The following is a 24,631-nucleotide window of genomic DNA, read 5'->3' on the forward strand; positions in this document are numbered from 1 at the left end:
CCGTCCGTCAAGTCCCGGCTTCAGGCCGCCGCCAGCCTGAAGCGCGAGGCCACCTCGACCAGCTTGCCCGCCTGCTGGCGCAGGCTGTCGGTCGCTGCTGCGTTCTCTTCGACCAGCGCCGAGTTCTCCTGCGTCGAACGGTCCAGATCGGTGACCGCGTCGTTGACCTGGCCGATGCCCTGGGTCTGCTCGGCGCTGGCGGCGCTGATCTGGGCCATCAGCCGGGCGACGTTCTGCACCTCGGCGACGACTTCGTGCATCGCGCTGCCGGCCTCGCCGACCAGGCGCACGCCGGCGTCGACGGTCTCGACGCTGGAGCCGATCAGGCTCTTGATCTCGCGCGCGGCCTGGGCGCAGCGCTGGGCGAGGCTGCGCACCTCGCCGGCGACGACCGCGAAGCCGCGGCCCTGCTCGCCGGCCCGCGCCGCTTCCACCGCGGCGTTGAGCGCCAGGATGTTGGTCTGGAAGGCGATGCCGTCGATGGTGCCGATGATGTCGGCGATGCGGCGCGAGCTGGTGCTCACGTCTTCCATCGTGCGCACGGCGCGTTCGATCGCTTCGCCGCCACGGCCGGCGGTGCTGCCGGCGGTGGCCGCGGCGTCGCTGGCCTGGCGCGCGGTGGCGGCGTTCTGCGCCACGGTGCCCGCCAACTGCTCCATCGAGGCGGCGGTCTGCTGCAGGCTGCTGGCCTGGGACTCGGTGCGCCGGCTCAGGTCGGCGGTGCCGCCGGCGATCTGGGTGGAGCCGGCGGCGATGCTCTCGCAGCCCTCGCGCACGTGGCCCACGAGCCCGGCGAGGTTGTCGTTCATGCGCTGCAGTGCTGCCAGCAGCTGGCCGGTCTCGTCGTGGCGCGTGGCCACGAGGCGGCCGCTCAGATCGCCCGAGGCCACGGTCTCGGCGAAGGCCACCGCCTCGCGCAGCGGCTTGACGACCGAGCGCGTGACGAGCACCGCCACCACGCCGCCCAGCAGCGCGCCCAGGCCGGCCAGGCCCAGCATCACCCAGCCGTCGCGTGCGGTCTGCTCGCGCACCGCCTGCGCACCGCTGGTCATCTGCTGGCGCTGGTAGTCGACCAGCGCGTCCAGCGCGCTGAAGTAGCTCTTCTGGCGCGTGGCGAGCTCGCCGCGCAGCAGGCCGCGGGCTTCGGCCGACTGGCCCGCACGGCTCAGCTCGGCGACCTTGTTCAGCGTCGCCATGTAGGGGTTGCGCGCCGCGTTCAGCGCGTCGAGCAGCTGCCGGTCCTGGCCGACGATCGTGGTGTCCAGCGAGGCCAGCGTCTCGGCGTTCTGCGTGGCCATGCCCGACAGACGGTCCAGGTCGGCGTGCGCGCCGGCGAGCTCTTCCTGCAGCAGCGAGTCCCGCAGCGCCTGGGCGCCGTTCAGCGCGTTGTGCTTGAGCAGGTTCAGCTTCTTGATGTTGAGCATGCGCTCGTCGACAACGCTGGTCAGCGCCTGGTTGGCGACGCTCAGCTCATGCCGCGCGTACAGCGCCATGCCGATGGCCAGCGCCCCGACGAGGGCGAAGCCGGCCGCCAGCCGGGTCCCGATCGACCAGTTCTCGATCACCTTCACTTCTTGTTCTCCCACTCGCCGTGACGCCGGCGACCCTCCTGGCTAACGGCGTGCGCCTGGAGAAACTGAGCGAAACAATGAAAACGTAACTGAGGTGGATCAAAGTTCCGAGGGTAAACCCTGGCGCCTGGTCATATGTCACGACCCGCCGGTTCAGCCGGCCGCCAGCTTGAAGCGGCCCGCGACCTCGACCAGCCGGCTCGCCTGCTGGCGCAGGCTGTCGGTGGCCGCGGCGCTTTCCTCGACCAGCGCCGAGTTCTCCTGCGTCGTGCGGTCCAGGTCGGTGACGGCGTCGTTGACCTGGTCGATGCCCTGGTTCTGCTCGGCGCTGGCGGCGCTGATCTGGGCCATCAGCCGGGCGACGTTCTGCACCTCGGTGACGACCTCCTGCATCGTGCTGCCGGCATCGCCGACCAGGCGCACGCCGGCGTCGACGGTCTCGACGCTGGCGCCGATCAGGCTCTTGATCTCGCGTGCGGCCTGGGCGCAGCGCTGGGCGAGGCTGCGCACCTCGCCGGCGACGACGGCGAAGCCGCGGCCCTGCTCGCCGGCCCGCGCCGCTTCCACCGCGGCGTTGAGCGCCAGGATGTTGGTCTGGAAGGCGATGCCGTCGATGGTGCCGATGATGTCGGCGATGCGGCGCGAACTGGCCGCCACCTCTTCCATCGTGCTGACCGCACGCGCCACGGCCTCGCCGCCGCGGCCGGCGGTGGCGCCGGCGACGGCCGCCGCCTGGCTGGCCTGCTGCGCGGTGGCGGCGTTCTGGGCCACGGTGCTGGCCAACTGCTCCATCGACGCGGCGGTCTGCTGCAGGCTGCTGGCCTGGGACTCGGTGCGCCGGCTCAGGTCGGCGGTGCCGCCGGCGATCTGGCTGGAACCGGCGGCGATGCTCTCGCAGCCGCTGCGCACGTGGCCCACGAGGTCGGCCAGGTTGTGGTTCATGCGCTGCAGCGCGGCCAGCAACTGCCCCGTCTCGTCCTCGCCCGTCACCTGGACGTGCTGGCTCAGGTCGCCGGCGGCCACCGTCTCGGCCAACGCCACCGCCTGCTTCATCGGCCGGATGATCGAGCGCCCCACGCCCCAGGCGATCGCGCCGCCCAGCAGCGCCGCCAGGCCGGCCAGCCCGAGCATCACCCAGCTCATCTGGCGGGTTTCCGCGCGCACGGCTTCGGCGCCATCGACCATCAGCGCGCGCTGGAAGGCCACGAGCGCGTCGATGGCGTCGAAGTAGGCCTGCTGCTGCGGTGCCAGCGGGCCGACGATCAGGTCGCGCGCTTCGTCGTCGCGGTCGGCGAGGCCGGATTCGAAGGCCTGGCGCATGGTCTGAAGATACGGGGCACGCGTGTCGTTGAGCCGCACGAGCATCTCGCGCGGCGGGCCGGTTCGGATCGTCTCGTCCAGTTCCTTCAGCAGGGCCACGTTGCTGGCCGCCAGCGCGTCGAAGCGTGCTTTCTCCGCCCGCGCGGCCTCGGCGTCGTCGATCAGCACGACGTTGCGCAGAATCTGGGCGCCCAGGTGGGCGTTGTCCTTGAGCGCCAGCAGGCGCTGGACCTTGACCATGCGGTCGCTGACCACCAGGGTCAGCTCGTCGCTGGCGCGTGTCATCTCGGCGCGGCCACCCAGGGCCATCGCGACGGCCAGCACGACGACGGCGGCGAAGCCCAGGGCCAGGCGTGTGCCGATCGATCGGGTACGGAAGAAACGCATCTCGGATCCCCTCGGGCCACGAATCGCGGCCCCAGCCCGGTTTCGGTCGCTGCAGGGTGAATTTGAAGAAAACACTGCATTCATAGTTATCCTGGATCAAGGAAGTCGACCACTCGGTGCGCGGCCGGTCGGATCTCACGCTTCGCGTACGCTTGGCAGCCATGAACACCGTCCTCGACTCCTTGCTGAGCCGCCATTCGCTGGGCGCCAAACACCTCGTGGAGCCCGGCCCTGACGACGCCGCGCTCGATCTGATGACCCAGGCCGCGCTGCATGCGCCCGACCATGGCGAACTCGTGCCCTACCGCTTCGTCGTCGTGCGCGGCGCCGCGCGCGCGCGCCTGGGTGCTGCCTTCGCCGAGGCGGCGCGCCGCGCCGGCAAGGACGAGGCCGGCGTCGCGATGGACGCCGAGCGCGCGGCGCGCCCGCCGGTGACGGTCGCGGTGCTGGCGCGGCTGGACCTCGGCCACCCGCAGGTCCCGGCGCACGAGCAGTGGATCGCCGTCGGCGGCGCGCTGGCCAACTTCCTCAACGCGGCGCACGCGCTGGGCTTCGGCGGCAAGATGCTGTCGGGTGCCAAGGTGCGCGACCCCGGCCTGCAGGCGGCGTTCTGCGGCCCCGGCGAGACGCTGGTGGGCTGGATCGCACTGGGCACGCCGGCGCGCGCGCCGTCCACGCGCGCGGCCAAGGCCGAGCCGCGCCAGGTCTGGAGGGCGTGGCCGTGAACGCGCCGGTCGACCTGCGTTCCGACACCGTCACCCGGCCGACGGCCGCGATGCGCGCCGCGATGGCCGCCGCCGAGGTCGGCGACGACCAGTACGGCGAGGACCCGACGACGAACGCGCTGCAGCGCCGCTGCGCCGAGCTGCTGGGCCAGGAAGCCGCGATCTGGCTGCCCTCGGGCACGATGGCCAACCAGGTGGCGCTGCGTGTGCTGACGCGCCCGGGCGACGAGGTCGTCGCGGCGCGCGAATGCCACGCCGCCTGGCACGAGGCCGGCGGCTCGGCGGCCAATGCCGGCGTGCAGATCGTCGAGGTCGGCTCGGGCGGTGTCTTCGACGTCGACGCGCTGGACGCGGCGATCAAGCCCAGCGGCCTGCCGGTGTTCCCGCCGACCACGCTGCTGCAGATCGAGAACACGCACAACCGTGCCGGCGGCGTCGTCGTGCCGCAGGCCGTCGTCGAGCGGGTCTGCGTGCGGGCCCGCGAACGCGGCCTGAAGACCTACCTCGACGGCGCCCGGCTGTGGAACGCCGCGGTCGCGAGCGGCCGGCCCGAGGCCGAACTCGCGGCGCCGTTCGACCTCGTCGGCGTCTCGTTCTCCAAGGGGCTGGGCGCGCCGGGCGGCTCGCTGCTGGCCGGGCCGCGCGCGCTGATCGCCGCCGCCGACCGCCAGCGCCGCATGCTGGGCGGCGCGATGCGCCAGAACGGCATCTTCGCCGCCGCCGCGCTGCACGCGCTGGACCGGCACCGCGAGCGCCTGGCCGAGGACCACCACCACGCCCGTCTGCTGGGCGAGGCGCTGGCCGGCTGCCCGGGCGTCGAGCTGGACCTGGCGACGGTGCAGACGAACATCGTCGTCTTCCAGCTCGCGCCCGGCGCGCCGGACGCGGCGACGCTGGTCGCGCGGGCGCGCGAACGCGGCGTGCTGATCGTCGCCTTCGGCGCGCGCACCGTGCGTGTGGTCACGCACCTGGACGTCGCCACGGCCCAGGTGCGGCGCGCCGCGCAGGTGCTGCGCGAGCTGCTGGCCGCGTGACGGGGCGCAACCCGAGCGCAAGCAAACGCAAGACTGCGCCGGGAGGGGCAACGCCCGATTGATCCGGCGCCGCCCTGGCCGAACATCGCGGTGCCGTCCAAGCGCCGGCCGCCGGCCCGGCTCTTGCGACGCGCGACCGTCGCCCCATCCCGGGGCACATCCAGGGAGGACTGTCCATGATTCGTCTCGTGAAGCGGGCCGGCAGGCTCGCGCTCTTGGCCGCGGCTGCCGCGGTGGTCTGCGCCCAACCCGCCGTCGCCGGCGGCAGCGATCTCGCGGTGCTCGACGCCGAAGCGCTGGCTCAGCGCTCGCAGTGGACCGACCAGCTGATCGTCAAGTACCGCAAGGGCACGGCCGGCTTCGCCCGCGCCGACGCCCAGGCGCTGGCCAAGGCGAACGAGGTGGTCGACCGCGCCGGGCTGCAGATGCGCCTGCTGCGCCGCGACGCGCGCCACGCCGCGGTGATGAAGCTCGACCAGCGTGTCACCGTCACGCGCCTGCGCGAGATCGCCCGGGCCGTGGCCGCGGCCGATTCGGACATCGAGTACGTCGAGCCCGACCGCCTGCTGCAGCCGATGGCCACGCCCAACGACACGCGTTATGTCGACCAGTGGCACTACTACGAGTCCACCGGCGGCCTGAACCTTCCCGGCGCCTGGGACACCAGCACCGGCAGCGGCGTCGTCGTCGCGGTGCTGGACACCGGCTACCGTCCGCACGCCGACCTGGCGGCCAACGTCGTCGGCGGCTACGACATGATCAAGGACACCGCGGTGTCCAACGACGGCGACGCGCGCGACAGCGACGCGAAGGACCCGGGCGACTGGACGACCGCCGGCGAGTGCTACACCGGCAGCGCGGCGTCGAGCAGCTCCTGGCACGGCACCCACGTCGCCGGCACGATCGCCGCGGTGACGAACAACGCCAGCGGCGTTGCCGGCGTGGCCTACGGCGCGAAGATCCTGCCGGTGCGCGTGCTGGGCAAGTGCGGCGGCTACACCAGCGACATCGCCGACGCGATCACCTGGGCCAGCGGCGGCAGCGTCAGCGGTGCGCCGACCAACGCCTACCCGGCGCGTGTCGTCAGCCTGTCGCTGGGCGGCAGCGGCAGCTGCGACACGACGACCCAGACGGCGATCGACGGCGCGCGCAGCCGCGGCACGGTGGTCGTGGTCGCCGCCGGCAACAGCAACGCCAACGCCGCCAACTACTCGCCGGCCAGCTGCTCGGGCGTCATCACGGTGGCGGCCGTCAACCGCAGCGGCGGGCGCGCCTATTACTCCAACTACGGCTCGGTGGTCGACATCGCCGCGCCCGGCGGCGACATGCGCAGTGCCAGCGCCAACGGCATCCTGTCGACACTCAACAGCGGCAGCACGACGCCGGGCAGCGACAGCTACGCCTACTACCAGGGCACGTCGATGGCGACGCCGCACGTCTCCGGGGCGGTGGCGCTGATGCTGGCGCGCAACTCGGCGCTGACGCCCGACCAGGTCGAGAGCCTGCTCAAGAGCAGCGCCCGGGCCTTCCCGGCGACCTGCTCGCAGTGCGGCTCGGGCATCGTCGACGCCGCGGCCGCGGTGGTGGCGGCCGTCGGCGGCAGCACCGGCGGTGGCACGACGACGGTCGCGGAAGTGGAGAGCAACAACACGCGTTCGACCGCGCAGTCCGTGACCGCCAACCCGGCCCAGGTCAACGGCAGCATCGCCTCGAGCAGCGACACCGACTACTACAAGGTGACGCTGGCCGCCGGCAAGACGCTGAGCGCGAAGCTGACGCCGCCGGCCTCGTACGACTTCGACCTCTACCTCTACTCCAGCAGCGGCGCCACGCTGGCACGCAGCACGCTGGGCACCGGCCAGGTCGACACCGTCACCTACGCCAACACCGGCAGCAGCGCGCTGACGCTGTACGTGCGGGTGCTGCGCTACAGCGGCACCGGCAGCTACACGCTGGGCCTGACGCAGTGAACGGGAGGGCCGGCCGCCCGGGCGGCCGGTTCTTCAGGTGGCCGGGTGGGCCAGGTCGCGCACGATGGTCGGGCCGACGCGGCTTTCGATGCGTGCGACCAGCACCTTGAACCAGCCGGCCATCGCCAACAGTTCCATGGCGACGAACATCGGGCCGACGAGCAGGCCGATCAGGTCGTCGGCCAAGGCCGGCTTGCGGCCTTCGTAATAGTGGCCGAGGAACTGGATGGTCCAGCCGACGGCGAAGCAGCCGGCACCGAAGCCCAGCCAGGCCAGCGTGCCGGCCTCGGCCAGCGGCTGCGCCAGCGCCAGCAGCGCGGCGATGGCGGCCGAAACGGCCACCCCGAGCATGAACTCGCCACGTGTCAGGTACCACAGCGCCGCCGGCGCGAACAGCAGCCAGGCGGGCGACAGGTCGTAGCCGGCGAGCTGGAAACCCGGCCGGCCCAGCAGCACGCCGAGCGAGAAGACGATCAGCGGCACGCCGACCACGTGCGTCGCGATGTTGCGTTCGTCCCGGTGGTAGCGGGCGTACTGGGCCAGCAGGTCGATCGCGGGGCGAAACGGGCTTGACATCGGGCAGCGTCTCCTTCGCGGGCCATGTTAGCCCCGGGATCGGCAAAGCTGCCATCCGGCTTGAGTTGTCCCACGTGCCGGAGGCGGCATTTCACGCACAATCGCGCCTTTTCGACGCGGCCGGGCCGTCCCGAGGACTGAAGTGAGCATCAAGAGCGACAAGTGGATCCGCCGCATGGCCGAGCAGCACGGCATGATCGAGCCGTTCGAGCCCGGCCAGGTGCGGCAGTCGGCCGACGGCCAGCGCATCGTCAGCTACGGCACCAGCAGCTACGGCTACGACATCCGCTGCGCGCCCGAGTTCAAGGTCTTCACCAACGTGCACAGCACGGTCGTGGACCCGAAGAACTTCGACGAGAAGAGCTTCGTCGACATCGAGGCCGACGTCTGCATCATCCCGCCGAACAGCTTCGCGCTGGCGCGCACCGTCGAGTACTTCCGCATCCCGCGCAACGTGCTGACGATCTGCCTGGGCAAGAGCACCTACGCACGCTGCGGCATCATCGTCAACGTGACGCCGTTCGAGCCCGAGTGGGAAGGCTATGTGACGCTGGAGTTCAGCAACACGACGCCGCTGCCGGCCAAGATCTACGCCGGCGAGGGCTGCGCCCAGGTGCTGTTCTTCGAGAGCGACGAGGTCTGCGAGACCAGCTACCGCGACCGCGGCGGCAAGTACCAGGGGCAGGTCGGCGTCACGCTGCCCAAGACCTGATTCAGGCCAGCGCCGGCAGCCAGTCGCAGCGCAGCCGGCCGCTGACGTGCAGGCGCTCGCGCAGCCGCACGTACAGCGAGGGCGCGAAGAACGCCGGCACGCACAGCGCGACCATCCAGGTCCAGTGCAGCATCAGCGCCGGTGCCACGCCCATCCAGCCCAGCACCCACAGCGTCAGCATCATGTCCCAGGCGTGGTATTCGAGCGGCGCCTCGCGGCGGTGCTCGACTTGCCAGCGCTTGATGCGCGACATCTGACTCACGTTCATGGGGCGCTCCGGCGCTGGGGTTGACCAAGGGTAAACCCCAGTCTACGACATCGACCTGGGCCCGATCACCGGGACAGGACGTCAAGAGCGTGGCAAATGCAACGCCAGGCCGCCAGCCCCCAGGATCGTCGCCGCGGCTTCAGGTCGGGAAGCTGCCCGGCAGCAGGATGTCGGTGCCGAGTTCGGCGACGCGCTTCCTGCCGCAGAAGGCCATCGTCAGGTCCAGCTCCTTGTGGATGATCTCCAGCGCCTTCGTGACGCCGGCCTCGCCCATCGCGCCCAGGCCGTAGAGGAAGGCGCGGCCGATGTAGGTGCCGCGGGCGCCCAGCGCCACGGCCTTCAGCACGTCCTGGCCCGAGCGGATGCCGCCGTCCATGTGGACCTCGATGCGCGAGCCGACCTCGGCAGCGATCGCCGGCAGCGCGCGGATGCTGGACTCGGCACCGTCGAGCTGGCGGCCACCGTGGTTGCTGACGATCAGCGCGTCGGCGCCCGACGCCACCGCCAGGCGCGCGTCCTCGACGTCCTGGATGCCTTTGAGGATCAGCTTGCCGCCCCAGCGCTTCTTGATCCACTCGACGTCCTTCCAGTTCAGCCGCGGATCGAACTGCTGTGCCGTCCAGGCGCCCAGGCTGCTCATGTCGGCGACGCCGCGCACGTGGCCGACGATGTTGCCGAAGCCGCGGCGCCGGGTGCCCAGCATGCCCAGGCACCAGCGCGGCTTGGTCGCCAGGTTCAGCAGGTTGGGCAGGGTCAGCTTGGGCGGCGCCGACAGGCCGTTCTTCAGGTCCTTGTGGCGCTGGCCGAGGATCTGCAGGTCCAGCGTCAGCACCAGCGCGCCGCAGCCGGCGGCCTTGGCGCGGTCGATCAGGCGCTCGATGAAGTCGCGGTCGCGCATCACGTAGAGCTGGAACCAGAACGGCGCCTGGGTGTGCGCCGCCACGTCCTCGATCGAGCAGATGCTCATCGTCGACAGCGTGAACGGGATGCCGAAGCGCTCGGCGGCGCGCGCGGCGAGGATCTCGCCGTCGGCGTGCTGCATGCCGGTCAGGCCGGTCGGCGCGATCGCCACCGGCATCGCCACCGGCACGCCGACCATCGTCGTCGCGGTGCTGCGGCCCTCCATGTCGACGGCGACACGCTGGCGCAGCTTGATCGCCTGGAAGTCCTGTTCGTTGGCGCGGTAGGTGCTCTCGGTCCAGGAGCCGGAGTCGGCGTAGTCGTAGAACATGCGTGGCACCCGCTTCTTCGCGAGCACACGCAGGTCTTCGATGTGGGTGATGACGGGCATCGGCTGTCTCCTCGCAGCCGGCGATGCTAACGAGGGTCGTGCCGGGCCCGCGCGGCGCAGGCCGCGCGCAGCAGTTTCAGGAGGCGTAGGCGCCGGCGGCGCCGACCGGCCGCAGCGGGGGCGGGGGATCCAGCGCATCGGCCGGAACGTAGCCCATCGAGGCCATGCACTGCGCGAGGCTGGCGTCCATCGAACGCGAGTGCGCCGGGAACCACTCGACCAGCTCCTCGGCGAGCTGGCGCACGATGGCGACGTCGGCGTCGCGGCGCAGCCGGTCCTGCACCTCGTGCATCGCCTTGAGCACCTGGGCGTGCTGGTAGGAGTGGCAGTTCTGCGGCGCGAAGCCCATGCCGAGCATCCAGTGCTCTTCCTGGGCGAAGTGGGCTTCGGTGTGTTCGATCACCGCGTCCAGCGCCGTGTCGAGCGTGCTGTCGTCCGCATCCAGCGCCGCTTCCAGGCCGTGCAGCAGGTCGACGAACTCGTGATGCGTCGCGTCCATCTGCGGCTGGTGCAGCGCCAGTGATTCGGACCAGGCGAGGGTGGACATGGCAGCGACGCTTTCTCTTGATGACGAGCCCAGACTAGGGGCGCGTTTGTATCGAATTTTTGCGTTGCCTCAACTGTCCGTGCGGCTATTCCGACTTTCCCGGGGGGTGTCGATCGGGGTCTTCACCACGTTCCGAGGCTTCCGGTGCAGGCAGGGCCCCGAGGAACGGCAGCTCCGGCTCGGCCTCGGCCGCGGTGCGCCGATCCGTGGCTCGCACGCGACGCCCGGGGGCCGCGGCAGCGGCGCTTTCGGCGCGCACCAGCGTGCCGGCGCGCACGCCCAGCAGGCGCAGCCGGCGCGACAGGTCCACGCGCTTGAGGCATTGACCGGCGGCGCGGCGGATGGCGGCGGCGTCGACCACCGGCCCGGGCAGCGTCAGGTCGCGCGTGACGGTGCGGAAATCGTCGTAGCGCAGCTTGATGCCGATGGTGCGTGCGGCGTAGCCCTTGCGCTGCAGGTCGGCGGCGACCCGTTCGGCCAGGTGGGTGAAGACCGCGGTCAGCTGCGCCCGGTCCTGCACCGCGTGCAGGTCGCGTTCGAAGGTGGTCTCGCGGCTCACTGACACCGGCTCGCTGTGTGTCACCACCGGCCGGTCGTCCTGGCCGTGGGCGGCCTCGTGCAGCCAGGCGCCGTAGCTGCGGCCGAAGTGTTCCTGCAGCCAGGCGCGTTCACGCGTCGCCAGGTCGCCGATCGTCGCCACGCCCAGCGCCGCCAGCCTGGCGCCGGCTTTCGGGCCGATGCCGTTGATGCGCCGAACCGGCAGCGGCCAGATGCGTGTTGGCAGCTCGGCGGCGGTGACCACGCTCAGGCCGTCGGGTTTGTCCAGCTCGGAGGCGATCTTGGCCAGCAGCTTGTTCGGCGTGACGCCGATCGAGCAGACGAGGCCGGTCGTGCGCCGCACGTTGTTGCGGATCTCCTGGGCCACCGCACGCACGCCGCCGGCGGGGTCGTGGCCGACGGCGTCCTGGGCCCCGGGCACCTCGGTCAGGTCGATGTAGATCTCGTCGATGCCGCGGTCCTCGATGACCGGGGCGATCTCGGCGACCGCGGCCTTGAACAGCCGCGAGTAGCGCCGGTACTCGTCGAAGTCGGTGGGCAGCAGCACCGCCTGCGGGCAGCGCTGGGCGGCTTTCATCAGCCCCATGCCCGAGTGCACGCCGTAGTCGCGTGCGGCGTAGGTGGCGGTGGTGACGACGCCGCGCCCGGCGTAGCCGGCCAGCGTCGCGAACCTGCGGCTGCCGTCGGGCAGCAGCTCGGGCTGGTGGCGCCGGCCGCCGCCGACGACCACCGGCTGGCCGCGCAGCTCGGGGTAGCGCAGCATCTCGACCGACGCGTAGAACGCGTCCATGTCGAGATGCGCGATCCAGCGCGTGCGCGGGCTCATCGGCGCTGCGGCGCCGCGCCGGTCAGGCGCCCAGACGGGCGCGGTGGCGTTCGATCTGCGCGCGCACCTGCGCCGGCGCGGTGCCGCCGACGACGTTGCGCGCGTTCAGCGAGCCGGCCAGCGTCAGCACCTCGAAGACGTCTTCGCCGACGGCGGGGTTGAAGCCCTGCAGCTCGGTCAATGTCAGCTCCGACAGGTCGACGCCGCGCCCCAGCGCCACCTTCACCGCGTGGGCGACGACCTCGTGCGCGTCGCGGAAGGGCAGGCCCTTCTTGACGAGGTAGTCGGCGAGGTCGGTGGCGGTGGCGTAGCCGCGGCGCGCGGCGCGTTCCATCGCCTCGGGCTTGACGCGGATGCCGCCGACCATCTCGGCCAGGATGCGCAAGGTGTCGCGCAGCGTGTCGACGGTGTCGAACAGCGGCTCCTTGTCTTCCTGGTTGTCCTTGTTGTAGGTGAGCGGCTGGCCCTTCATCAGCGTGATCAGCCCCATCAGGTGGCCGACGACGCGCCCGCTCTTGCCCCGCGCCAGCTCGGCGACGTCGGGGTTGCGCTTCTGCGGCATGATCGACGAGCCGGTGCAGTAGCGGTCGGCCAGGTCGATGAAGCCGAAGTTCTGGCTCATCCACAGCACCAGCTCTTCGGACAGGCGCGAGACGTGCACCATCGCGATCGAGGCGAAGGCGCAGAACTCGAGCGCGAAGTCGCGGTCGCTGACCGCGTCCAGGCTGTTCTGGCAGACGCCGTCGAAGCCCAGCGTCTTCGCGACGCGCTCGCGGTCCAGCGGATAGCTGGTGCCGGCCAGCGCGGCGGCCCCCAGCGGCAGGCGGTTGGTGCGCTTGCGCACGTCGGCCAGGCGTTCGGCGTCGCGCGCGAACATCTCGACGTAGGCCAGCAGGTGGTGGGCGAAGCTGACCGGTTGCGCCACCTGCATGTGCGTGAAGCCCGGCATCACGGTCTCGGTGTGGCCGGCGGCCAGCTCGACCAGCGCGCGCTGCAGCTCGACGAACAGCGTGGACAGGCCGTCGATCTCGTCGCGCAGCCACAGGCGCACGTCGGTGGCGACCTGGTCGTTGCGGCTGCGGCCGGTGTGCAGTCGCTTGCCGGCGTCGCCGACGAGCTGCGTCAGCCGTGCCTCGACGTTCAGGTGCACGTCTTCCAGTTCCAGCTTCCACTCGAAGCGGCCGCCCTCGATCTCCTCGACGATCTGCGCCATGCCGCGGCGGATGGCCTCCAGGTCGGCGGCGGCGATGATGCCTTGCGCGGCCAGCATCTCGGCGTGCGCCAGGCTGCCCTGGATGTCGGCGCGCCACAGGCGCTGGTCGAAGTCGACGCTGGCGGTGTAGCGCTTGACCAGCTCGCTCATCGGCTCGCTGAAGAGTGCCGACCAGGCCTGGGACTTGTTGTCGAGAGGATTCGCTGACATGCGGGGGGAGGCTGGCAGCCGCGAGCGCGGCGGGACTCCGTATTATCGGGCGCCGATGGACGACGCCGACTCCTCCCGCGAGGGCGCGCCGGCCCAGGGGGTCTGGCACGACACCTGGCCCGCCGGGCGCAGCCTGCCGTTCGCGCCGAGCCGCTTCGAGCGCCTGGCCGACGAGCGTGCGCGCGAGGAGGCCCGCGTGGCCGCCGCCTTCGACGTCTGCCACCCGGCGCTGGCGCTGCGCGCCGGGCTGCTGGTGCTGGCGGTGCTGAGCGTCGCCGCGCTGGCCCAGGCCAGCGACGCCGCCGACTGGCTGGCGCGTGCCGCGGCCTCGGCGTTTGCCGGCGCCACCGGCACGCTGATGTGGCTGGTCCTCGTCTGTTCCTCGCGCCGGCTGCTGGCGCGCGGGTCGCCCGGCGCACGCGCCGGCGCCGTGCTGCTGGGCGGCGCCTTTTGCGCGCTCGTCGCCTGGGCGCCGCTGGTCGGCATCGGGCTGGCCGACACCGCCGGCGGCCTGCGCCTGGCCGGCATCGCGCTGGCCGGCGCCGGTTTCGCCGCGCTGCTGTGGCTGTGGCTGGACCTGCGCGCGCGCAGCGCCGTGCCGGCCGACACCAGCGCGCGCCTGGTCGAGCTGCAGTCGCGCATCCGTCCGCACTTCCTGTTCAACGCGCTGAACACCGCGCTGGCGCTGGTGCGCGTGGACCCGGCGCGCGCCGAACGGGTGCTGGAAGACCTGGCCGAACTGTTTCGCGTCGCGCTGGCCGAGGTCGGCGAGTCGGTGGCGCTGGCCGAGGAGATCGAGCTGGCGCGGGCCTATCTCGCCATCGAGCAGGCGCGTTACGGCGAGCGCATCACCGTCGACTGGGAGCTCGATGCCGGTGCCGGCGCGGCGCGGGTGCCGCCGCTGGTGCTGCAGCCGCTGGTGGAGAACGCGGTGCGCCACGGCGTCGAGCCGGCGGCCGAGGGCGGGCACATCCGCATCGTGACCGGCCAGCGCCGTGGCCAGGCGGTGGTCACCGTCAGCAACACCGTGCCCGAGCGGCCGTCGGCGCCCGGCCACGGCATGGCGCTGGACAACGTGCGCGAGCGCCTGCGCCTGCTGCACGACGTGGCCGCCGAGCTCGAGGTCTGGCGCGAGGGGCGCGAGTTCCACGCCCGCCTCGTGCTGCCGCTGCAGGACTGACGATGGCCGCGCCGCTTTCGGTCCTGATCGTCGACGACGAAGCGCTGGCCCGGCTGCGGCTGCGCACGCTGCTGGGCGCGGTGACGCAGCCGGCGCTGGTCATCGCCGGCGAGGCCGGCAGCGCCGAGCAGGCGATGGCCCTGCTGCGCCGCGAGCCGGTGGACCTGCTGCTGCTGGACGTGCGCATGCCCGGCCGCGGCGGGCTGGCGCTGGCCGCCGCGCTGCACGAGCTGCCGCGCCGGCCGGCGGTGGTCTTCGTCAGCGCCCACGGCGAACACGCGCTCGAAGCCTTCGATGTCGAGGCCGTCGACTACCTGACCAAGCCGGTGCGGCTGGAGCGGCTGCAGGCCGCGCTGGAGCGGGTCGCCGCGCGGCGCGCACCGCTGCCGGCCGCCGGGCCGGTGCTCGTCGTCAGCGAACGGGGCCGGCTGCGGCGCGTGCCGCTGGCCGAGGTGCTGTACCTGCGCGCCGAGGCCAAGGCGGTGCTGCTGCGCACGCCCGGCGAGACGATCGCGCTGGACGAGACGCTGGCCGAGCTGGAGCAGCGCCTGGGCGCGGGGTTCCTGCGCATCCACCGCAACGCGATCGTCGCGCGCGCCGCGGTGCGCGCGCTGGAGCCGCGCGACGACGACGAAGGCTGGGCGGTGCGCCTCGCCCCCGGCGACGAATGGCTGGCGGTGTCGCGCCGCCAGCTCGCCGCGGTGCGCGAGGCGCTGGGCGAAAGCTAGGAGTCTGCGCGGCAGAAGCCGCGCGGACTCCTAGCCTGCGGCTTTACGCACGGCTCCCCCGAGCCCCCTCCGCGAGGGTGCTCCAGCTTGTTCGACGGCACCCTCCAGCCTCCCTCCGCGAGGGAGGCTCCGGTCAGTGCGACGAGCGGTTCTGCGCCTCTCGGGCCGCACCGAGCACCGCCATGCGCCGCCAGTTCAGCGCCATCGCAGGTGCGCGATCGGTTCTGCCGCGCGGACGCCTAGCTCCGCGTCGCCGCCGCGCCGGCCAGCACGGCGTCGCGCTGCAGCACGAACGCCGCGGCCTGCGTGCGCAGCCAGGCCAGCACCTCGGCGACGCCGGCGGCCGCCTCGGCGGGCGCCACCAGGCGGTAGCCGGCGCGGGCGCGCAGCGCACCGTGGCGGCCGGCGTCGGCGGTGCCGGCCGGCAGCGCGAAAGGCGCCACCAGCCGCCCGGCCGCGAGTTCGTCGACGACCAGCGCCGCACGCCCCATCGCCACACCCTGGCCGGCCAGGGCGGCCGCCTGGGCCAGCTGCGTCAGGTTGAAGTGGCGCCCGAGCGGCAGGCCCTGGGCCAGGCGTGCGGGCAGGCCGCCGGGCAGCGCCGCCTGCAGCCACTGGCGCCATTCCTCGTAGGGATCGGCGCCGTCCCAGGCCTGGTCGTCGTGCAGCAGGTGCTCGGGCGCCAGGTCGGCCGCGCTGCGCACCTCCGGGTGCGCGGCCAGCCAGGCCGGGCTGGCCACCGGCAGCAGCCATTCGTCGAGGAAGGGGTTGTCCAGCAGGTCGGCGTAGCCGCCGGGGTCGTAGCGCAGCGCCGCGGCCAGGCCGCGCTGGGCCATGCGCGCGCGGTCCACCGACTCGAACTCGCCGACGACACGCAGTTCCAGCCCCGGATGGCGGCGGAAGAAGTCGCCCAGCCGCGGCGTCAGCCAGCCCATCGCGAACGAGGGCGCGCAGCTGAGCGCCAGCGGGGCGCCCTCGGCTGGTGCACGCAGCTGCAGCAGCGCGGCCTCGACGGCGTCGAAGGACTCGCGCAGCACACCGTGCAGGTGCAGCCCCTCGGGCGTGAAGACCAGGGCCCGCGGGCTGCGCAGGAACAAGGGCCGGCGCAGCCACTGCTCCAGCTGCTTGACCTGCTGGCTCACCGCGCCCTGGGTGATGCACAGCGTCGCCGCGGCCTGCGTGAAGCTGCGCTCGCGCGCCGCCGCATCGAAACAGCGCAGCCACGACAGCAGGGACGGATTCAGTGCACTGGCCATTGTTGGCATCGATAAAACTAATGGCTGGATGAGTATAAAGCGGTTGCTCGCGGCTTCCGTGGCGGGCCATGATGAGGCCATGACGTCGCCCTGCCATCCTGTTGAAAGAAAAGACGAATCCGCCTGGCACGCCGGGCTCGGGTGGGACGCGCTGACGAGCGCCCGCCCGGTCTTCTGGGCGCAGGACGAGTGCCTTAGTGCGATCGATGACCCGGCTTTGCCGCCCGGCGCGCAGGCGGCAGCCTCGGCGCGCCTGGCCTGGATGGCTCCGCTGCTGGCCCGGCTGTTCCCGCAGGAGCTCGGCGCGGCGGCCGGCCGGGTCGAGTCGCCGCTGCTGCCGGTGCCGGCGCTGCAGGCCGCGCTGGGCCTGCCGGCGGATGCCGGCGCGCTCTTCGTCAAGGCCGACCACGCGCTGCCGGTGGCCGGTTCGGTCAAGGCGCGCGGCGGTTTCCACGAGGTGCTCGAACACGCCGAGACCCTGGCCGTGCGCCACGGCCTGCTGCCCGCCGACCCGGCCGCGCGTGCCGCGGCCGACCCCGGCGTGCTGGCCTCGGACGCCGCGCGCGCGCTGTTCGCCAGCCACCAGGTGGCCGTCGGCTCGACCGGCAACCTCGGCCTGGCGATCGGCATCATGGCCGCGGCGCTGGGCTTCGAGGCGGTGGTGCACATGTCGGCCGACGCCAAGGGCTGGAAGAAGGAGCGCCTGCGCCGCCGCGGCGTGCGGGTCGTCGAGCACGCCGGCGACTACGCCCAGGCGGTGGCCGCCGGGCGCGCCGCGGCTGCGGCCGAGCCGCGTGTGCACTTCGTCGACGACGAACGATCCAGCTCGCTGTTCCTCGGCTACGCGGTCGCCGCCGAGCGCCTGGCCGGCCAGCTGGCCGCCGCCGGCCGTGTCGTCGACGCCGGGCACCCGCTGATCGTGTACCTGCCCTGCGGCGTCGGCGGGGCGCCCGGCGGCATCGCCTGGGGCCTGGCGCGCACCTTCGGCGAGCACGTGCACTGCTTCTTCGCCGAGCCGGTGCGCTCGCCGTGTTTCCTGCTGCAGCTGCTGGCCCTGCACCCCGCGGCGCGCGGCACGAACACCGTGCTGGCTGCGCTGGCGGCCGCGCAGGACGAGGGCACGCCGCCTTCGGTCTACGACATCGGCCTGGACAACCGCACCGAGGCCGACGGCCTGGCCGTGCCGCGCGCCAGCGCGCTGGCCGGCACCCTGGCCGGGCCGCGGCTGGCCGGCGCCTATACCGTCACCGACGACGACCTGCACCGGCTGCTGCACCACGCCGCCGTCGCCGAAGGCCTGCGCCTGGAGCCCTCGGCCGCCGCCGGCCTGGCCGGCCCGGGCGGGCTGACGCGCAGCGCCGCCGGCCGGGCCTGGCTGCGCCGCACCGGCCTGGCCGGCCGCCTGGCCGGCGCGACCCACGTCGCCTGGACGACCGGCGGCCAGGTGGTGCCGGACGACGAGATCACGCGTTTCCAGGCCCGCGGCGCGGCGCTGGCGGCCACGCCGCCCGACGACCCCGCGCTGTGCGTCACGGCCTGAACACCCGACGGCTTCCTCCTCCCTCCCCACCGCCCTCGCCAGGAGCCTCCGCATGAACCGTCCGTTCCCGAACACCGTCGCCCGCCCCCCGTCGCGCCGCCTCGTGCTGCGTGCCGCCGCCGCGGGCGTCGCGCTGCTGGCCGCCTGGCCGGCGCTGGCTGCCGATGCCTGGCCCAGCCGGACTATCCAGCTCGTCGTGCCGTTCCCGGCCGGCGGCGCGACCGACGTCATCGGGCGGATCTTCGCCCGCGCCCTGGGCGACAGGCTGGGCCAGACGGTGGTCGTCGAGAACCGCGCCGGTGCCGGCACCGCGATCGGCGCCGGCTACGTCGCCAAGGCGCCGGCCGACGGCTACACGCTGCTGGTCAGCTCGGGCACGACCTTCACCGTCAACCCGGCGATCAATCCGCGGCTGCCCTACGACCCGCTGAAGAGCTTCCAGCCGCTGGGCGTCGTCGGCGCGACGCCGCTGATCCTGCTGGCCCACCCCGCGGTGAAGGCGAACTCGCCCAAGAGCTTCGCGGCGCTGGTCAAGTCCGCGCCCGGCAAGTTCAGCTGGGCCTCGTACGGCAGCGGCACGACCGCCCACTTTGCCGGTGAACTGCTGCAGCGCGCCACCGGCACGTCCATGGTCCACGTGCCGTACAAGGGCAGCGCCCCGGCGATGAGCGACCTGATGGCCGGCCACGTCGAGTTCTCGGTGGACACGCTGACGGCGGCCATTCCGCAGCTCAAGGCGGGCAAGGTCAAGGCCATCGGCGTGACGACGGCCCGGCGCTCGCCGCTGCTGCCCGAGGTGCCGAGCTTCCAGGAGCAGGGCTACACGCTGGACGCCGACACCTGGCTGGCCTTCGTCGCGCCGCGCGGTCTGCCGCCGGCGGTGCAGGCCCGGCTGGAGAAGACGCTGGCCGAGATCGTCGCCCAGCCCGAGATCCGCGAGAAGATGGCCGCCGCCGGCATGGAGCCGGGCTTCCGTTCGGCGGCACAGCTGGAGAAGCTGATCGAGACCGAGCTGCCGCTGATGCGCGCCACCGCCGCGCGCGCCAACATCCACGCTGAATGAGGCGGCAGCGATGAGCGTGTTCACGGCGCTGCCGCCACCGGCGTGCCCGGGTCAGCACGCGGCCACGCTGGCCACGCCGCTGCTGGTGCTGCAGGCCGAGCCCTTCGAGCGCAACCTGCAGCGCATGCAGGCCGCGGCAACGCGCCACGGCGTCGCCCTGCGCCCGCACGCCAAGGCGCACAAGTGCCCGCAGGTCGCGCTGGCGCAGCTGCGCGGCGGGGCCGCGGGCATCTGCGTGCAGAAGGCCAGCGAGGCGCTGCCGTTCCTCGAGGCCGGCGTGCACGACATCCACGTCAGCAACCAGCTCGCCTCGGCGCTGCAGGCCGGCTGGCTGGCGCGCTGGCAGCGCGAGGGCGGCGCCCGGGGCACGCGGCTGTCGGTCTGCGTCGACGACCTGCGCCAGGTCGCGGTGCTGGCTGCCGCCGCCGCCGCCGAGGGCCTGGACGCAGCCTGGCCGCTGGACGTGCTCGTCGAGATCGACGTCGGCCAGGGCCGCTGCGGCGTGCCCGGCGCCGAGCGCGACGCGACGCCGGTGCTGCGCCTGGTCGAGGCCATCGACGCCGCGCCCGGCCTGCGCTGGACCGGGCTGCAGGCCTACCACGGCGGCGCCCAGCATCTGCGTGATCCCGCCGAGCGCGCCGCGGCGGCGCGTGCCGCGGGCGAACGTGCCGGCGCCGTGGCCGCGGCACTGCGCGCCGCGGGGCGGCCGCCGCGTGTGGTCACCGGCGGCGGCACCGGCACCGTCGCCAGCGACCTGGCCGGCGGCGTCTACACCGAGGTCCAGCCCGGCAGCTACGCCTTCATGGACGCCGACTACGCCGCCAACCGCGCCGCGGCCGACGAGGCGCTGCGTTTCGAGCACGCGCTGTTCCTGGCGACGACCGTGATCAGCACCGCGCTGCCCGGCCAGGTGGTGCTGGACTGCGGGCTGAAGACGCTGTCGGCCGAGAGCGGCCCGCCGCAGCCCTGGCCGCCGCGGCCGGGCTGGGGGCCGGTCGCCTTGAACGACGAACACGGCGTGATGGCGGTGGCGGCCGACGCCGCCGCGCCGGCGCTCGGGCAGGTGCTGCAGCTCGTGCCCGGCCATTGCGACCCGAGCTTCAACCTGCACGACACGCTGGTGCTGCTGCGCTCCGGTTGCGTCGCCGGCCTCTGGCCGATCGCCGCCCGCGGCCACAGCCGCTAGCCTTGCCTCTCCGGACCCCGACACGATGAACGACATGATTTCTCCGACCTCGCCCCACGCCGAGCTGCTCGCGCTGCCGGCCGTCGAGCTGCGCCGGCGCATCGGCGCACGCCAGCTCTCGCCGGTGGAACTGCTCGAGGCCTGCATCGAGCGCATCGAGGCGCTGAACCCGCACGTCAACGCGATCACTGCCACCGCCTACGGACGCGCGCGCGTCGAGGCGCGGGCGGCCGAGGCCGCGGTGATGCGCGGCGAGCCGCTGGGCCTGCTGCATGGGCTGCCGCTGGGCGTGAAGGATCTGGAGGAGACCGCCGGCCTGCTGACGACCTACGGCTCGCCGATCTACCGCGCCAACGTGCCGGCGGCCGACAACCTGCTGGTCGCACGGCTGCGCGCTGCCGGTGCCGTCGTCACGGCCAAGACCAACGTGCCCGAGATGGGCGCCGGGGCCAACAGCTTCAACGCCGTCTGGGGCGCCACCGGCAACCCCTTCGATCCGCGGCTCAACGCCGGTGGCTCCTCGGGCGGCTCGGCCTGCGCGCTGGCGCTGGACCTGCTGCCGCTGTGCACCGGCTCGGACACCGGCGGCTCGCTGCGCATCCCGGCGGCCAAGTGCGGCGTCGTGGGCTTTCGCCCCTCGCCCGGCCTGGTGCCCAGCGCACGCCGGCCGCTGGGCTGGTCGCCGCTGCCGGTCGTCGGCCCGATGGGGCGCTGTGTCGCCGACGCCTGCCTGCAGCTGGCGGCCAGCGCCGGCGTCGACGCCGCCGACCCGCTGAGCTTTCCGGTCGACGCCGCCGGTTTCCTGCGCCTGCCGCTGCCCGACCTGGGCCGGCTGCGCGTCGGCATCACCGAGGACTGGGGCGTCTGCGACGTCGACGAGGACATCCGCGCCGCCTTCCGCGCCAAGGTCGCGGCGCTGGCGCCGCTGTTCCGCTCGGTGCACACGCTGGACTTCGCCGGCGAGCACGCGCTGGGCGAGGTGCACCGCTGCTTCGACGTCCTGCGCGCCGAAGCCTTCGTCGCCGGCCTGCACGAGGCCTACGAGCGCGACCCCGCCAGCCTGGGCCCCAACCCGCGCGTCAACTACGAGATGGGCGCGCGCATGAGCCTGCTCGACGTCGCCTGGGCGCAGAGCGAGCAGACGCGAATGGTCAGGCGCTTCGCGCGTGTCTTCGACGAGGTCGACCTGGTGCTGTCCCCGGTGACGCCGGTCTCGCCCTTCCCGTGGACCGAGCCGCATGCCGCGGTGGTGCAGGGCCGGCCGCAGGCCAACTACTACCGCTGGCTGGCGCTGACCTACGTGACCACGCTGACCACCCATCCGGCGCTGAGCCTGCCCTGCGGCCGCGACGCGCGCGGCCTGCCGTTCGGCCTGCAGCTCGTCGGCCCGTTCCGCGGCGACGCGGTGACGCTGGCCGCGGCCCAGGCGATGGAGCAGGCGTTCGCCGCCGACCCGGTGCTGGCGCGGCCGCGGCCCGATCCGGCGCGGCTGGGGCCGGTCGAGCCGGCGCTGCGCTCCATCGTCACTGCGCCGCCGGTGTTGGACGGCGCGGCCGCGGCTCCGGGGGGCGAGCGCGGTCTGAACGCGTTCAGCCGGTGTTGCGCAGCCCGGCCGCGACCCCGTTGATCGAGATGTGGATGCCGCGCTGCAGACGTGCGACGGCCGGATCGTCGGCCGCGGCGTCAGGCTTGCGCTGGCGGAAGCGCCGCATCAGCTCGACCTGCAGGTGGTTCAGCGGGTCCAGGTAGGGGAAGCGGTGCTCGATCGAACGCGCCAGCGTCGGGTTGGACTGCAGCCGTGACGCTTCGCCGGTGATCTGCTCCAGCGCCTGGCCGACCCGTTCCCACTCGGCGCGGATCGTCGTGAAGACACGCCTGGCGGCGCGTCTGTCCTCGACCAGCTCGACGTAGCGCGCGGCGATGCGCAGGTCGGTCTTGGCCAGCACCATGTCCAGATTGGACAGCAGCGTGCGGAAGAACGGCCACTGGCGGTACATGCGCTGCAGCAGTTCCAGCCGCGCCGGCTGCGTCGTCTCGTCGCCGAGGAAGGCCTCGACCGCCGAGCCGAAGCCGTACCAGCCCGGCAGCGCCAGCCGGCACTGGCCCCAGGAGAAACTCCAGGGGATGGCGCGCAGGTCCTCGATCGCACGTGTCGCCTTGCGCGAGGCCGGACGCGAGCCGATGTTGAGCTCGGCGATCTCGCGGATCGGCGTCGCGGCGAAGAACCAGTCGACGAAACCCGGGGTCTCGTAGACCAGCGCCCGGTAGGCCGCGAAGCTGGCGTCGCTGAGCCGCGCCGCGGCGTCGAGGAAGGTCTTGGGCGCGCTCTTGGTCGGGTGCAGCAGCGTCGCCTCCAGCGTCGCCGCGACCAGGGTCTCCAGGTTGCGCCGGCCGATCTCGGGGTTGGCGTACTTGGAGCCGATGACCTCGCCCTGCTCGGTGAGGCGGATCTGGCCGTTCACCGTGCCCGGCGGCTGCGCCAGGATGGCCTGGTAGCTGGGGCCGCCGCCGCGGCCGACGGTGCCGCCGCGGCCGTGGAACAGGCGCATGCGGATGCCGTGCTCGCGGTGCAGCACGGCGAAGAACTCGCCCAGCGAGACCTCGGTGCGGTAGAGCTCCCAGTTGCTGGTGAAGAAGCCGCCGTCCTTGTTGCTGTCGCTGTAGCCCAGCATCACGTCCTGCTCGGCGCCGCTGCGCACGACCATCGCCGTGACGCCAGGCAGCGCGTAGTAGGCACGCATGATGGCGCTGGCCTGGCGCAGGTCGCCGATGGTCTCGAACAGCGGCACGACGATCAGGTCGGCCGTCGCGTCGCGGTCCAGCGTGCCGCGCAGCAGCCCGGCTTCCTTCTGCAGCAGCAGCACCTCGAGCAGGTCGGAGACGTCCTCGGTGTGCGAGATGATGTAGTGGCGCAGCGCCTCGCGGCCGTAGCGCTCGCGGCCTTCGCGCGCGGTCTCGAAGACCTCCAGCTCGCTGGTCGCCAGCGCCGAGTACTCGGCGCCGCGCACGCGCAGCGGCCGCGCGTCGTCGAGCAGGCGCAGCAGCAGCGCGCGCCGCGCCGGCTCGTCCAGCGCCGCGTAGTCCGGCTCCAGCCGCGCGACGCGCAGCAGTTCGGCGACGACGGCCTCGTGCTTGTCGCTGCTCTGGCGCAGGTCCAGCGTCGCGAGGTGGAAACCGAAGACCTGCACCGCGCGCATCAGCGGCGCCAGCCGCGGCGCGATCAGCGCCTGGGCGTGGTGGTGGCGCAGCGAGGCCTCGATCACGCGCAGGTCGGCGAGGAGTTCGGCGGCGTCGCCATACGGCGGCTGGGGCGCCACCGCCGGGCGCGGCGGGGCGGTGCCGGTCAGCACCTGGAGCGTGGACGCCAGGCGGGCGTACAGGCCGATCAGCGCGCGCCGGTAGGGCTCGTCCTCGCGGTGCACGCTGTGGTCGGGCGAACGTTCGGCCAGGGCCTGCATCGCCGGCGTCACCGGCGCCAGCATCGCGCTCGTGGACAGCTCGACGCCCAGCGCGTGCACCTCGTCGAGGTAGAAGCGCAGCGCGGTCTCGCTCTGGCGGGCGAGCGCGCGGCGCATCGTCGCGGCGTCGACGTTGGGGTTGCCGTCGCGGTCGCCGCCGATCCAGTGGCCCATGCGCAGGAAGGGGGCCACCGGATGGCCGGGCAGGGCGCGCTCGAGCTCGCGGTACAGGCGCGGGATCTCGCGCAGGAAGGTGCTGGGGTAGTAGCCCAGCGCGTTCTCGATCTCGTCGGCGACGGTCAGCCTGGCGGTGCGCAGCATGCGCGTCTGCCAGAGCTGGGTGACGCGCGCGCGCAGCAGTTCCTCGTTCTCGCGTCGCTGGTCCTCGGTCAGCTGCTCGTCGCGCTGGCCGATCAACTCGGCGACGGCGCGCTCGGCGTCGAGGATGCTCTTTCTCTGCACCTCGGTCGGGTGGGCGGTGAGCACCGGCGAGATGTAGGCATCGTCGAGCATGCGCACGATGTCGGCGTTGCGGTGGTCGGCGGCGTGCAGCCGGTCGATGGCCATCGCCAGCGAGCCTTCCTGCAGATGGCCCTCGCGCTCGTGCACGCGGCGCCGGCGCACGTGGTGGCGGTCCTCGGCGATGTTGGCCAGGTGCGAGAAGTAGCTGAAGGCCCGGATGACGCTCACCGTCTGGTCGGCCGACAGGTTCTTCAGCAGCCGGTCGAGCACGCGCCCGGCCGAGGCGTCGGCCTTGAGCCGGTAGGCCACCGAGAGCTGGCGCACGCGCTCGATCAGCTCGTAGGCTTCGGTGCCTTCCTGCTCGCGGATGACGTCGCCGAGGATGCGTCCAAGTAACCGGATATCCTCGACCAAGGGTCGATTCTTCTCCGCAGCATCGGCCGCACTCTGGTGCGGCGAGGTCTTGCGCGGGGCGGCGGCGGTCGAGGGGCGTCGCGGCATCGGGGCTCCCAGAAGGCGTAACCGGATTACCGATTCTGGCACGTCCTGC

The 24,631-nt window shown here is 73.0% G+C and carries 20 protein-coding genes; 10 read left to right on the forward strand and 10 right to left on the reverse strand.

Features of this window, described 5'->3' with window-relative positions; all coding sequences use genetic code 11:
- Positions 1 to 20: 20 nt before the first annotated feature.
- Together EV684_RS14175 and EV684_RS14180 are read right to left on the reverse strand one after the other, a co-directional pair.
- Positions 21 to 1,571, reverse strand: coding sequence for a methyl-accepting chemotaxis protein (locus EV684_RS14175; protein WP_132647929.1), 1,551 nt, complete (start codon positions 1,569 to 1,571; stop codon positions 21 to 23).
- 153 nt (positions 1,572 to 1,724) lie between these two features.
- A complete protein-coding gene (locus EV684_RS14180) occupies positions 1,725 to 3,278 on the reverse strand; it encodes a methyl-accepting chemotaxis protein (protein ID WP_132647930.1) in 1,554 nt (517 codons plus the stop codon).
- A gap of 161 nt (positions 3,279 to 3,439) precedes the next feature.
- Here EV684_RS14180 and EV684_RS14185 point away from each other — a divergent pair, with 161 nt between their 5' ends.
- From EV684_RS14185 to EV684_RS14195, 3 genes are all read left to right on the forward strand, one after another.
- Complete coding sequence (locus EV684_RS14185; protein WP_132647931.1) at positions 3,440 to 4,003, forward strand: nitroreductase family protein; 564 nt, start codon at positions 3,440 to 3,442, stop codon at positions 4,001 to 4,003.
- Complete coding sequence (locus tag EV684_RS14190) at positions 4,000 to 5,037, forward strand: threonine aldolase family protein (protein ID WP_243651166.1); 1,038 nt, start codon at positions 4,000 to 4,002, stop codon at positions 5,035 to 5,037. Before EV684_RS14185 ends, EV684_RS14190 begins: the two co-directional genes overlap by 4 nt.
- Before the next feature lie 176 nt (positions 5,038 to 5,213).
- Complete coding sequence (locus EV684_RS14195) at positions 5,214 to 7,007, forward strand: S8 family peptidase (RefSeq protein ID WP_132647933.1); 1,794 nt, start codon at positions 5,214 to 5,216, stop codon at positions 7,005 to 7,007.
- A gap of 33 nt (positions 7,008 to 7,040) precedes the next feature.
- On the opposite strand, the gene EV684_RS14200 is transcribed toward EV684_RS14195, so the two are convergent.
- Positions 7,041 to 7,583 (reverse strand): Mpo1 family 2-hydroxy fatty acid dioxygenase, encoded by a 543-nt coding sequence (locus EV684_RS14200; protein ID WP_132647934.1) that lies wholly within the window; start codon positions 7,581 to 7,583, stop codon positions 7,041 to 7,043.
- 142 nt (positions 7,584 to 7,725) lie between these two features.
- On the opposite strand from EV684_RS14200, the gene dcd reads away from it, so the two are divergent.
- Complete coding sequence (gene dcd, locus EV684_RS14205; protein ID WP_014429851.1) at positions 7,726 to 8,295, forward strand: dCTP deaminase; 570 nt, start codon at positions 7,726 to 7,728, stop codon at positions 8,293 to 8,295.
- A 1-nt stretch (position 8,296) separates the two neighbouring features.
- Here dcd and EV684_RS14210 read toward each other — a convergent pair whose 3' ends face one another.
- The 5 genes from EV684_RS14210 to argH all read right to left on the reverse strand — a co-directional run bounded on the left by EV684_RS14210 (position 8,297) and on the right by argH (position 13,208).
- The gene (locus tag EV684_RS14210; RefSeq protein WP_132647935.1) at positions 8,297 to 8,563 is read right to left on the reverse strand and encodes a hypothetical protein; all 267 of its coding nucleotides are present in this window, start codon (positions 8,561 to 8,563) and stop codon (positions 8,297 to 8,299) included.
- Between the two features lie 139 nt (positions 8,564 to 8,702).
- Positions 8,703 to 9,854, reverse strand: a complete 1,152-nt coding sequence (locus EV684_RS14215) for an alpha-hydroxy acid oxidase (RefSeq protein ID WP_132647936.1) — start codon at positions 9,852 to 9,854, stop codon at positions 8,703 to 8,705.
- A gap of 76 nt (positions 9,855 to 9,930) precedes the next feature.
- Entirely contained in the window at positions 9,931 to 10,401 is a 471-nt protein-coding gene (locus EV684_RS14220) for a hemerythrin domain-containing protein (protein WP_132647937.1), read from the reverse strand.
- A gap of 85 nt (positions 10,402 to 10,486) precedes the next feature.
- Positions 10,487 to 11,785 carry a DNA polymerase IV gene (gene dinB / locus EV684_RS14225; RefSeq protein WP_132647938.1) on the reverse strand — a complete coding sequence of 433 codons (1,299 nt, stop codon included), beginning with the start codon at positions 11,783 to 11,785 and terminating at the stop codon, positions 10,487 to 10,489.
- A 22-nt stretch (positions 11,786 to 11,807) separates the two neighbouring features.
- Complete coding sequence (gene argH / locus EV684_RS14230; protein WP_132647939.1) at positions 11,808 to 13,208, reverse strand: argininosuccinate lyase; 1,401 nt, start codon at positions 13,206 to 13,208, stop codon at positions 11,808 to 11,810.
- A 55-nt stretch (positions 13,209 to 13,263) separates the two neighbouring features.
- On the opposite strand from argH, the gene EV684_RS14235 reads away from it, so the two are divergent.
- Positions 13,264 to 14,388 (forward strand): sensor histidine kinase, encoded by a 1,125-nt coding sequence (locus EV684_RS14235; RefSeq protein ID WP_132647940.1) that lies wholly within the window; start codon positions 13,264 to 13,266, stop codon positions 14,386 to 14,388.
- Between the two features lie 2 nt (positions 14,389 to 14,390).
- Entirely contained in the window at positions 14,391 to 15,116 is a 726-nt protein-coding gene (locus EV684_RS14240) for a LytR/AlgR family response regulator transcription factor (protein ID WP_132647941.1), read from the forward strand.
- A gap of 239 nt (positions 15,117 to 15,355) precedes the next feature.
- Here the strand turns inward: EV684_RS14240 and EV684_RS14245 are convergent, their stop codons facing one another.
- On the reverse strand, positions 15,356 to 16,372 hold the full coding sequence (locus tag EV684_RS14245; protein WP_132647942.1) for a LysR family transcriptional regulator: 1,017 nt from the start codon (positions 16,370 to 16,372) through the stop codon (positions 15,356 to 15,358).
- 79 nt (positions 16,373 to 16,451) lie between these two features.
- Between EV684_RS14245 and EV684_RS14250 the strand changes: the two genes are divergently transcribed.
- The 4 genes from EV684_RS14250 to EV684_RS14265 are packed head-to-tail and all read left to right on the forward strand — an operon-like array spanning position 16,452 to position 21,788.
- Positions 16,452 to 17,912 carry a D-serine ammonia-lyase gene (locus EV684_RS14250; protein ID WP_132647943.1) on the forward strand — a complete coding sequence of 487 codons (1,461 nt, stop codon included), beginning with the start codon at positions 16,452 to 16,454 and terminating at the stop codon, positions 17,910 to 17,912.
- Positions 17,913 to 17,964: 52 nt separating this feature from the next.
- A complete protein-coding gene (locus EV684_RS14255; RefSeq protein ID WP_132647944.1) occupies positions 17,965 to 18,975 on the forward strand; it encodes a Bug family tripartite tricarboxylate transporter substrate binding protein in 1,011 nt (336 codons plus the stop codon).
- A 10-nt stretch (positions 18,976 to 18,985) separates the two neighbouring features.
- Positions 18,986 to 20,161, forward strand: a complete 1,176-nt coding sequence (locus tag EV684_RS14260; protein WP_132647945.1) for an alanine racemase — start codon at positions 18,986 to 18,988, stop codon at positions 20,159 to 20,161.
- A 34-nt stretch (positions 20,162 to 20,195) separates the two neighbouring features.
- The gene (locus EV684_RS14265; protein ID WP_132647967.1) at positions 20,196 to 21,788 is read left to right on the forward strand and encodes an amidase; all 1,593 of its coding nucleotides are present in this window, start codon (positions 20,196 to 20,198) and stop codon (positions 21,786 to 21,788) included.
- On the opposite strand, the gene ppc is transcribed toward EV684_RS14265, so the two are convergent.
- On the reverse strand, positions 21,751 to 24,582 hold the full coding sequence (gene ppc, locus EV684_RS14270; RefSeq protein ID WP_242478584.1) for a phosphoenolpyruvate carboxylase: 2,832 nt from the start codon (positions 24,580 to 24,582) through the stop codon (positions 21,751 to 21,753). The genes EV684_RS14265 and ppc overlap by 38 nt on opposite strands.
- Positions 24,583 to 24,631 lie beyond the last annotated feature (49 nt).

This window comes from Rubrivivax gelatinosus, from assembly GCF_004340905.1.
Taxonomy (GTDB): Bacteria; Pseudomonadota; Gammaproteobacteria; order Burkholderiales; family Burkholderiaceae_C; genus Rubrivivax; species Rubrivivax gelatinosus.

Excerpts from the sequence above, each read along its gene's own strand:
- EV684_RS14240 (WP_132647941.1), top strand. The coding sequence starts at position 14,391 with ATGGCCGCGCCGCTTTCGGTCCTGATCGTCGACGACGAAGCGCTGGCC.
- EV684_RS14200 (WP_132647934.1), bottom strand. The coding sequence starts at position 7,583 with ATGTCAAGCCCGTTTCGCCCCGCGATCGACCTGCTGGCCCAGTACGCC.
- EV684_RS14220 (WP_132647937.1), bottom strand. The coding sequence starts at position 10,401 with ATGTCCACCCTCGCCTGGTCCGAATCACTGGCGCTGCACCAGCCGCAG.
- EV684_RS14265 (WP_132647967.1), top strand. The coding sequence starts at position 20,196 with ATGATTTCTCCGACCTCGCCCCACGCCGAGCTGCTCGCGCTGCCGGCC.
- EV684_RS14250 (WP_132647943.1), top strand. The coding sequence starts at position 16,452 with ATGACGTCGCCCTGCCATCCTGTTGAAAGAAAAGACGAATCCGCCTGG.
- dinB (WP_132647938.1), bottom strand. The coding sequence starts at position 11,785 with ATGAGCCCGCGCACGCGCTGGATCGCGCATCTCGACATGGACGCGTTC.
- EV684_RS14245 (WP_132647942.1), bottom strand. The coding sequence starts at position 16,372 with ATGGCCAGTGCACTGAATCCGTCCCTGCTGTCGTGGCTGCGCTGTTTC.
- EV684_RS14210 (WP_132647935.1), bottom strand. The coding sequence starts at position 8,563 with ATGAACGTGAGTCAGATGTCGCGCATCAAGCGCTGGCAAGTCGAGCAC.
- EV684_RS14235 (WP_132647940.1), top strand. The coding sequence starts at position 13,264 with ATGGACGACGCCGACTCCTCCCGCGAGGGCGCGCCGGCCCAGGGGGTC.
- EV684_RS14195 (WP_132647933.1), top strand. The coding sequence starts at position 5,214 with ATGATTCGTCTCGTGAAGCGGGCCGGCAGGCTCGCGCTCTTGGCCGCG.
- EV684_RS14260 (WP_132647945.1), top strand. The coding sequence starts at position 18,986 with ATGAGCGTGTTCACGGCGCTGCCGCCACCGGCGTGCCCGGGTCAGCAC.
- EV684_RS14215 (WP_132647936.1), bottom strand. The coding sequence starts at position 9,854 with ATGCCCGTCATCACCCACATCGAAGACCTGCGTGTGCTCGCGAAGAAG.
- EV684_RS14185 (WP_132647931.1), top strand. The coding sequence starts at position 3,440 with ATGAACACCGTCCTCGACTCCTTGCTGAGCCGCCATTCGCTGGGCGCC.
- argH (WP_132647939.1), bottom strand. The coding sequence starts at position 13,208 with ATGTCAGCGAATCCTCTCGACAACAAGTCCCAGGCCTGGTCGGCACTC.
- EV684_RS14255 (WP_132647944.1), top strand. The coding sequence starts at position 17,965 with ATGAACCGTCCGTTCCCGAACACCGTCGCCCGCCCCCCGTCGCGCCGC.
- EV684_RS14180 (WP_132647930.1), bottom strand. The coding sequence starts at position 3,278 with ATGCGTTTCTTCCGTACCCGATCGATCGGCACACGCCTGGCCCTGGGC.
- ppc (WP_242478584.1), bottom strand. The coding sequence starts at position 24,582 with ATGCCGCGACGCCCCTCGACCGCCGCCGCCCCGCGCAAGACCTCGCCG.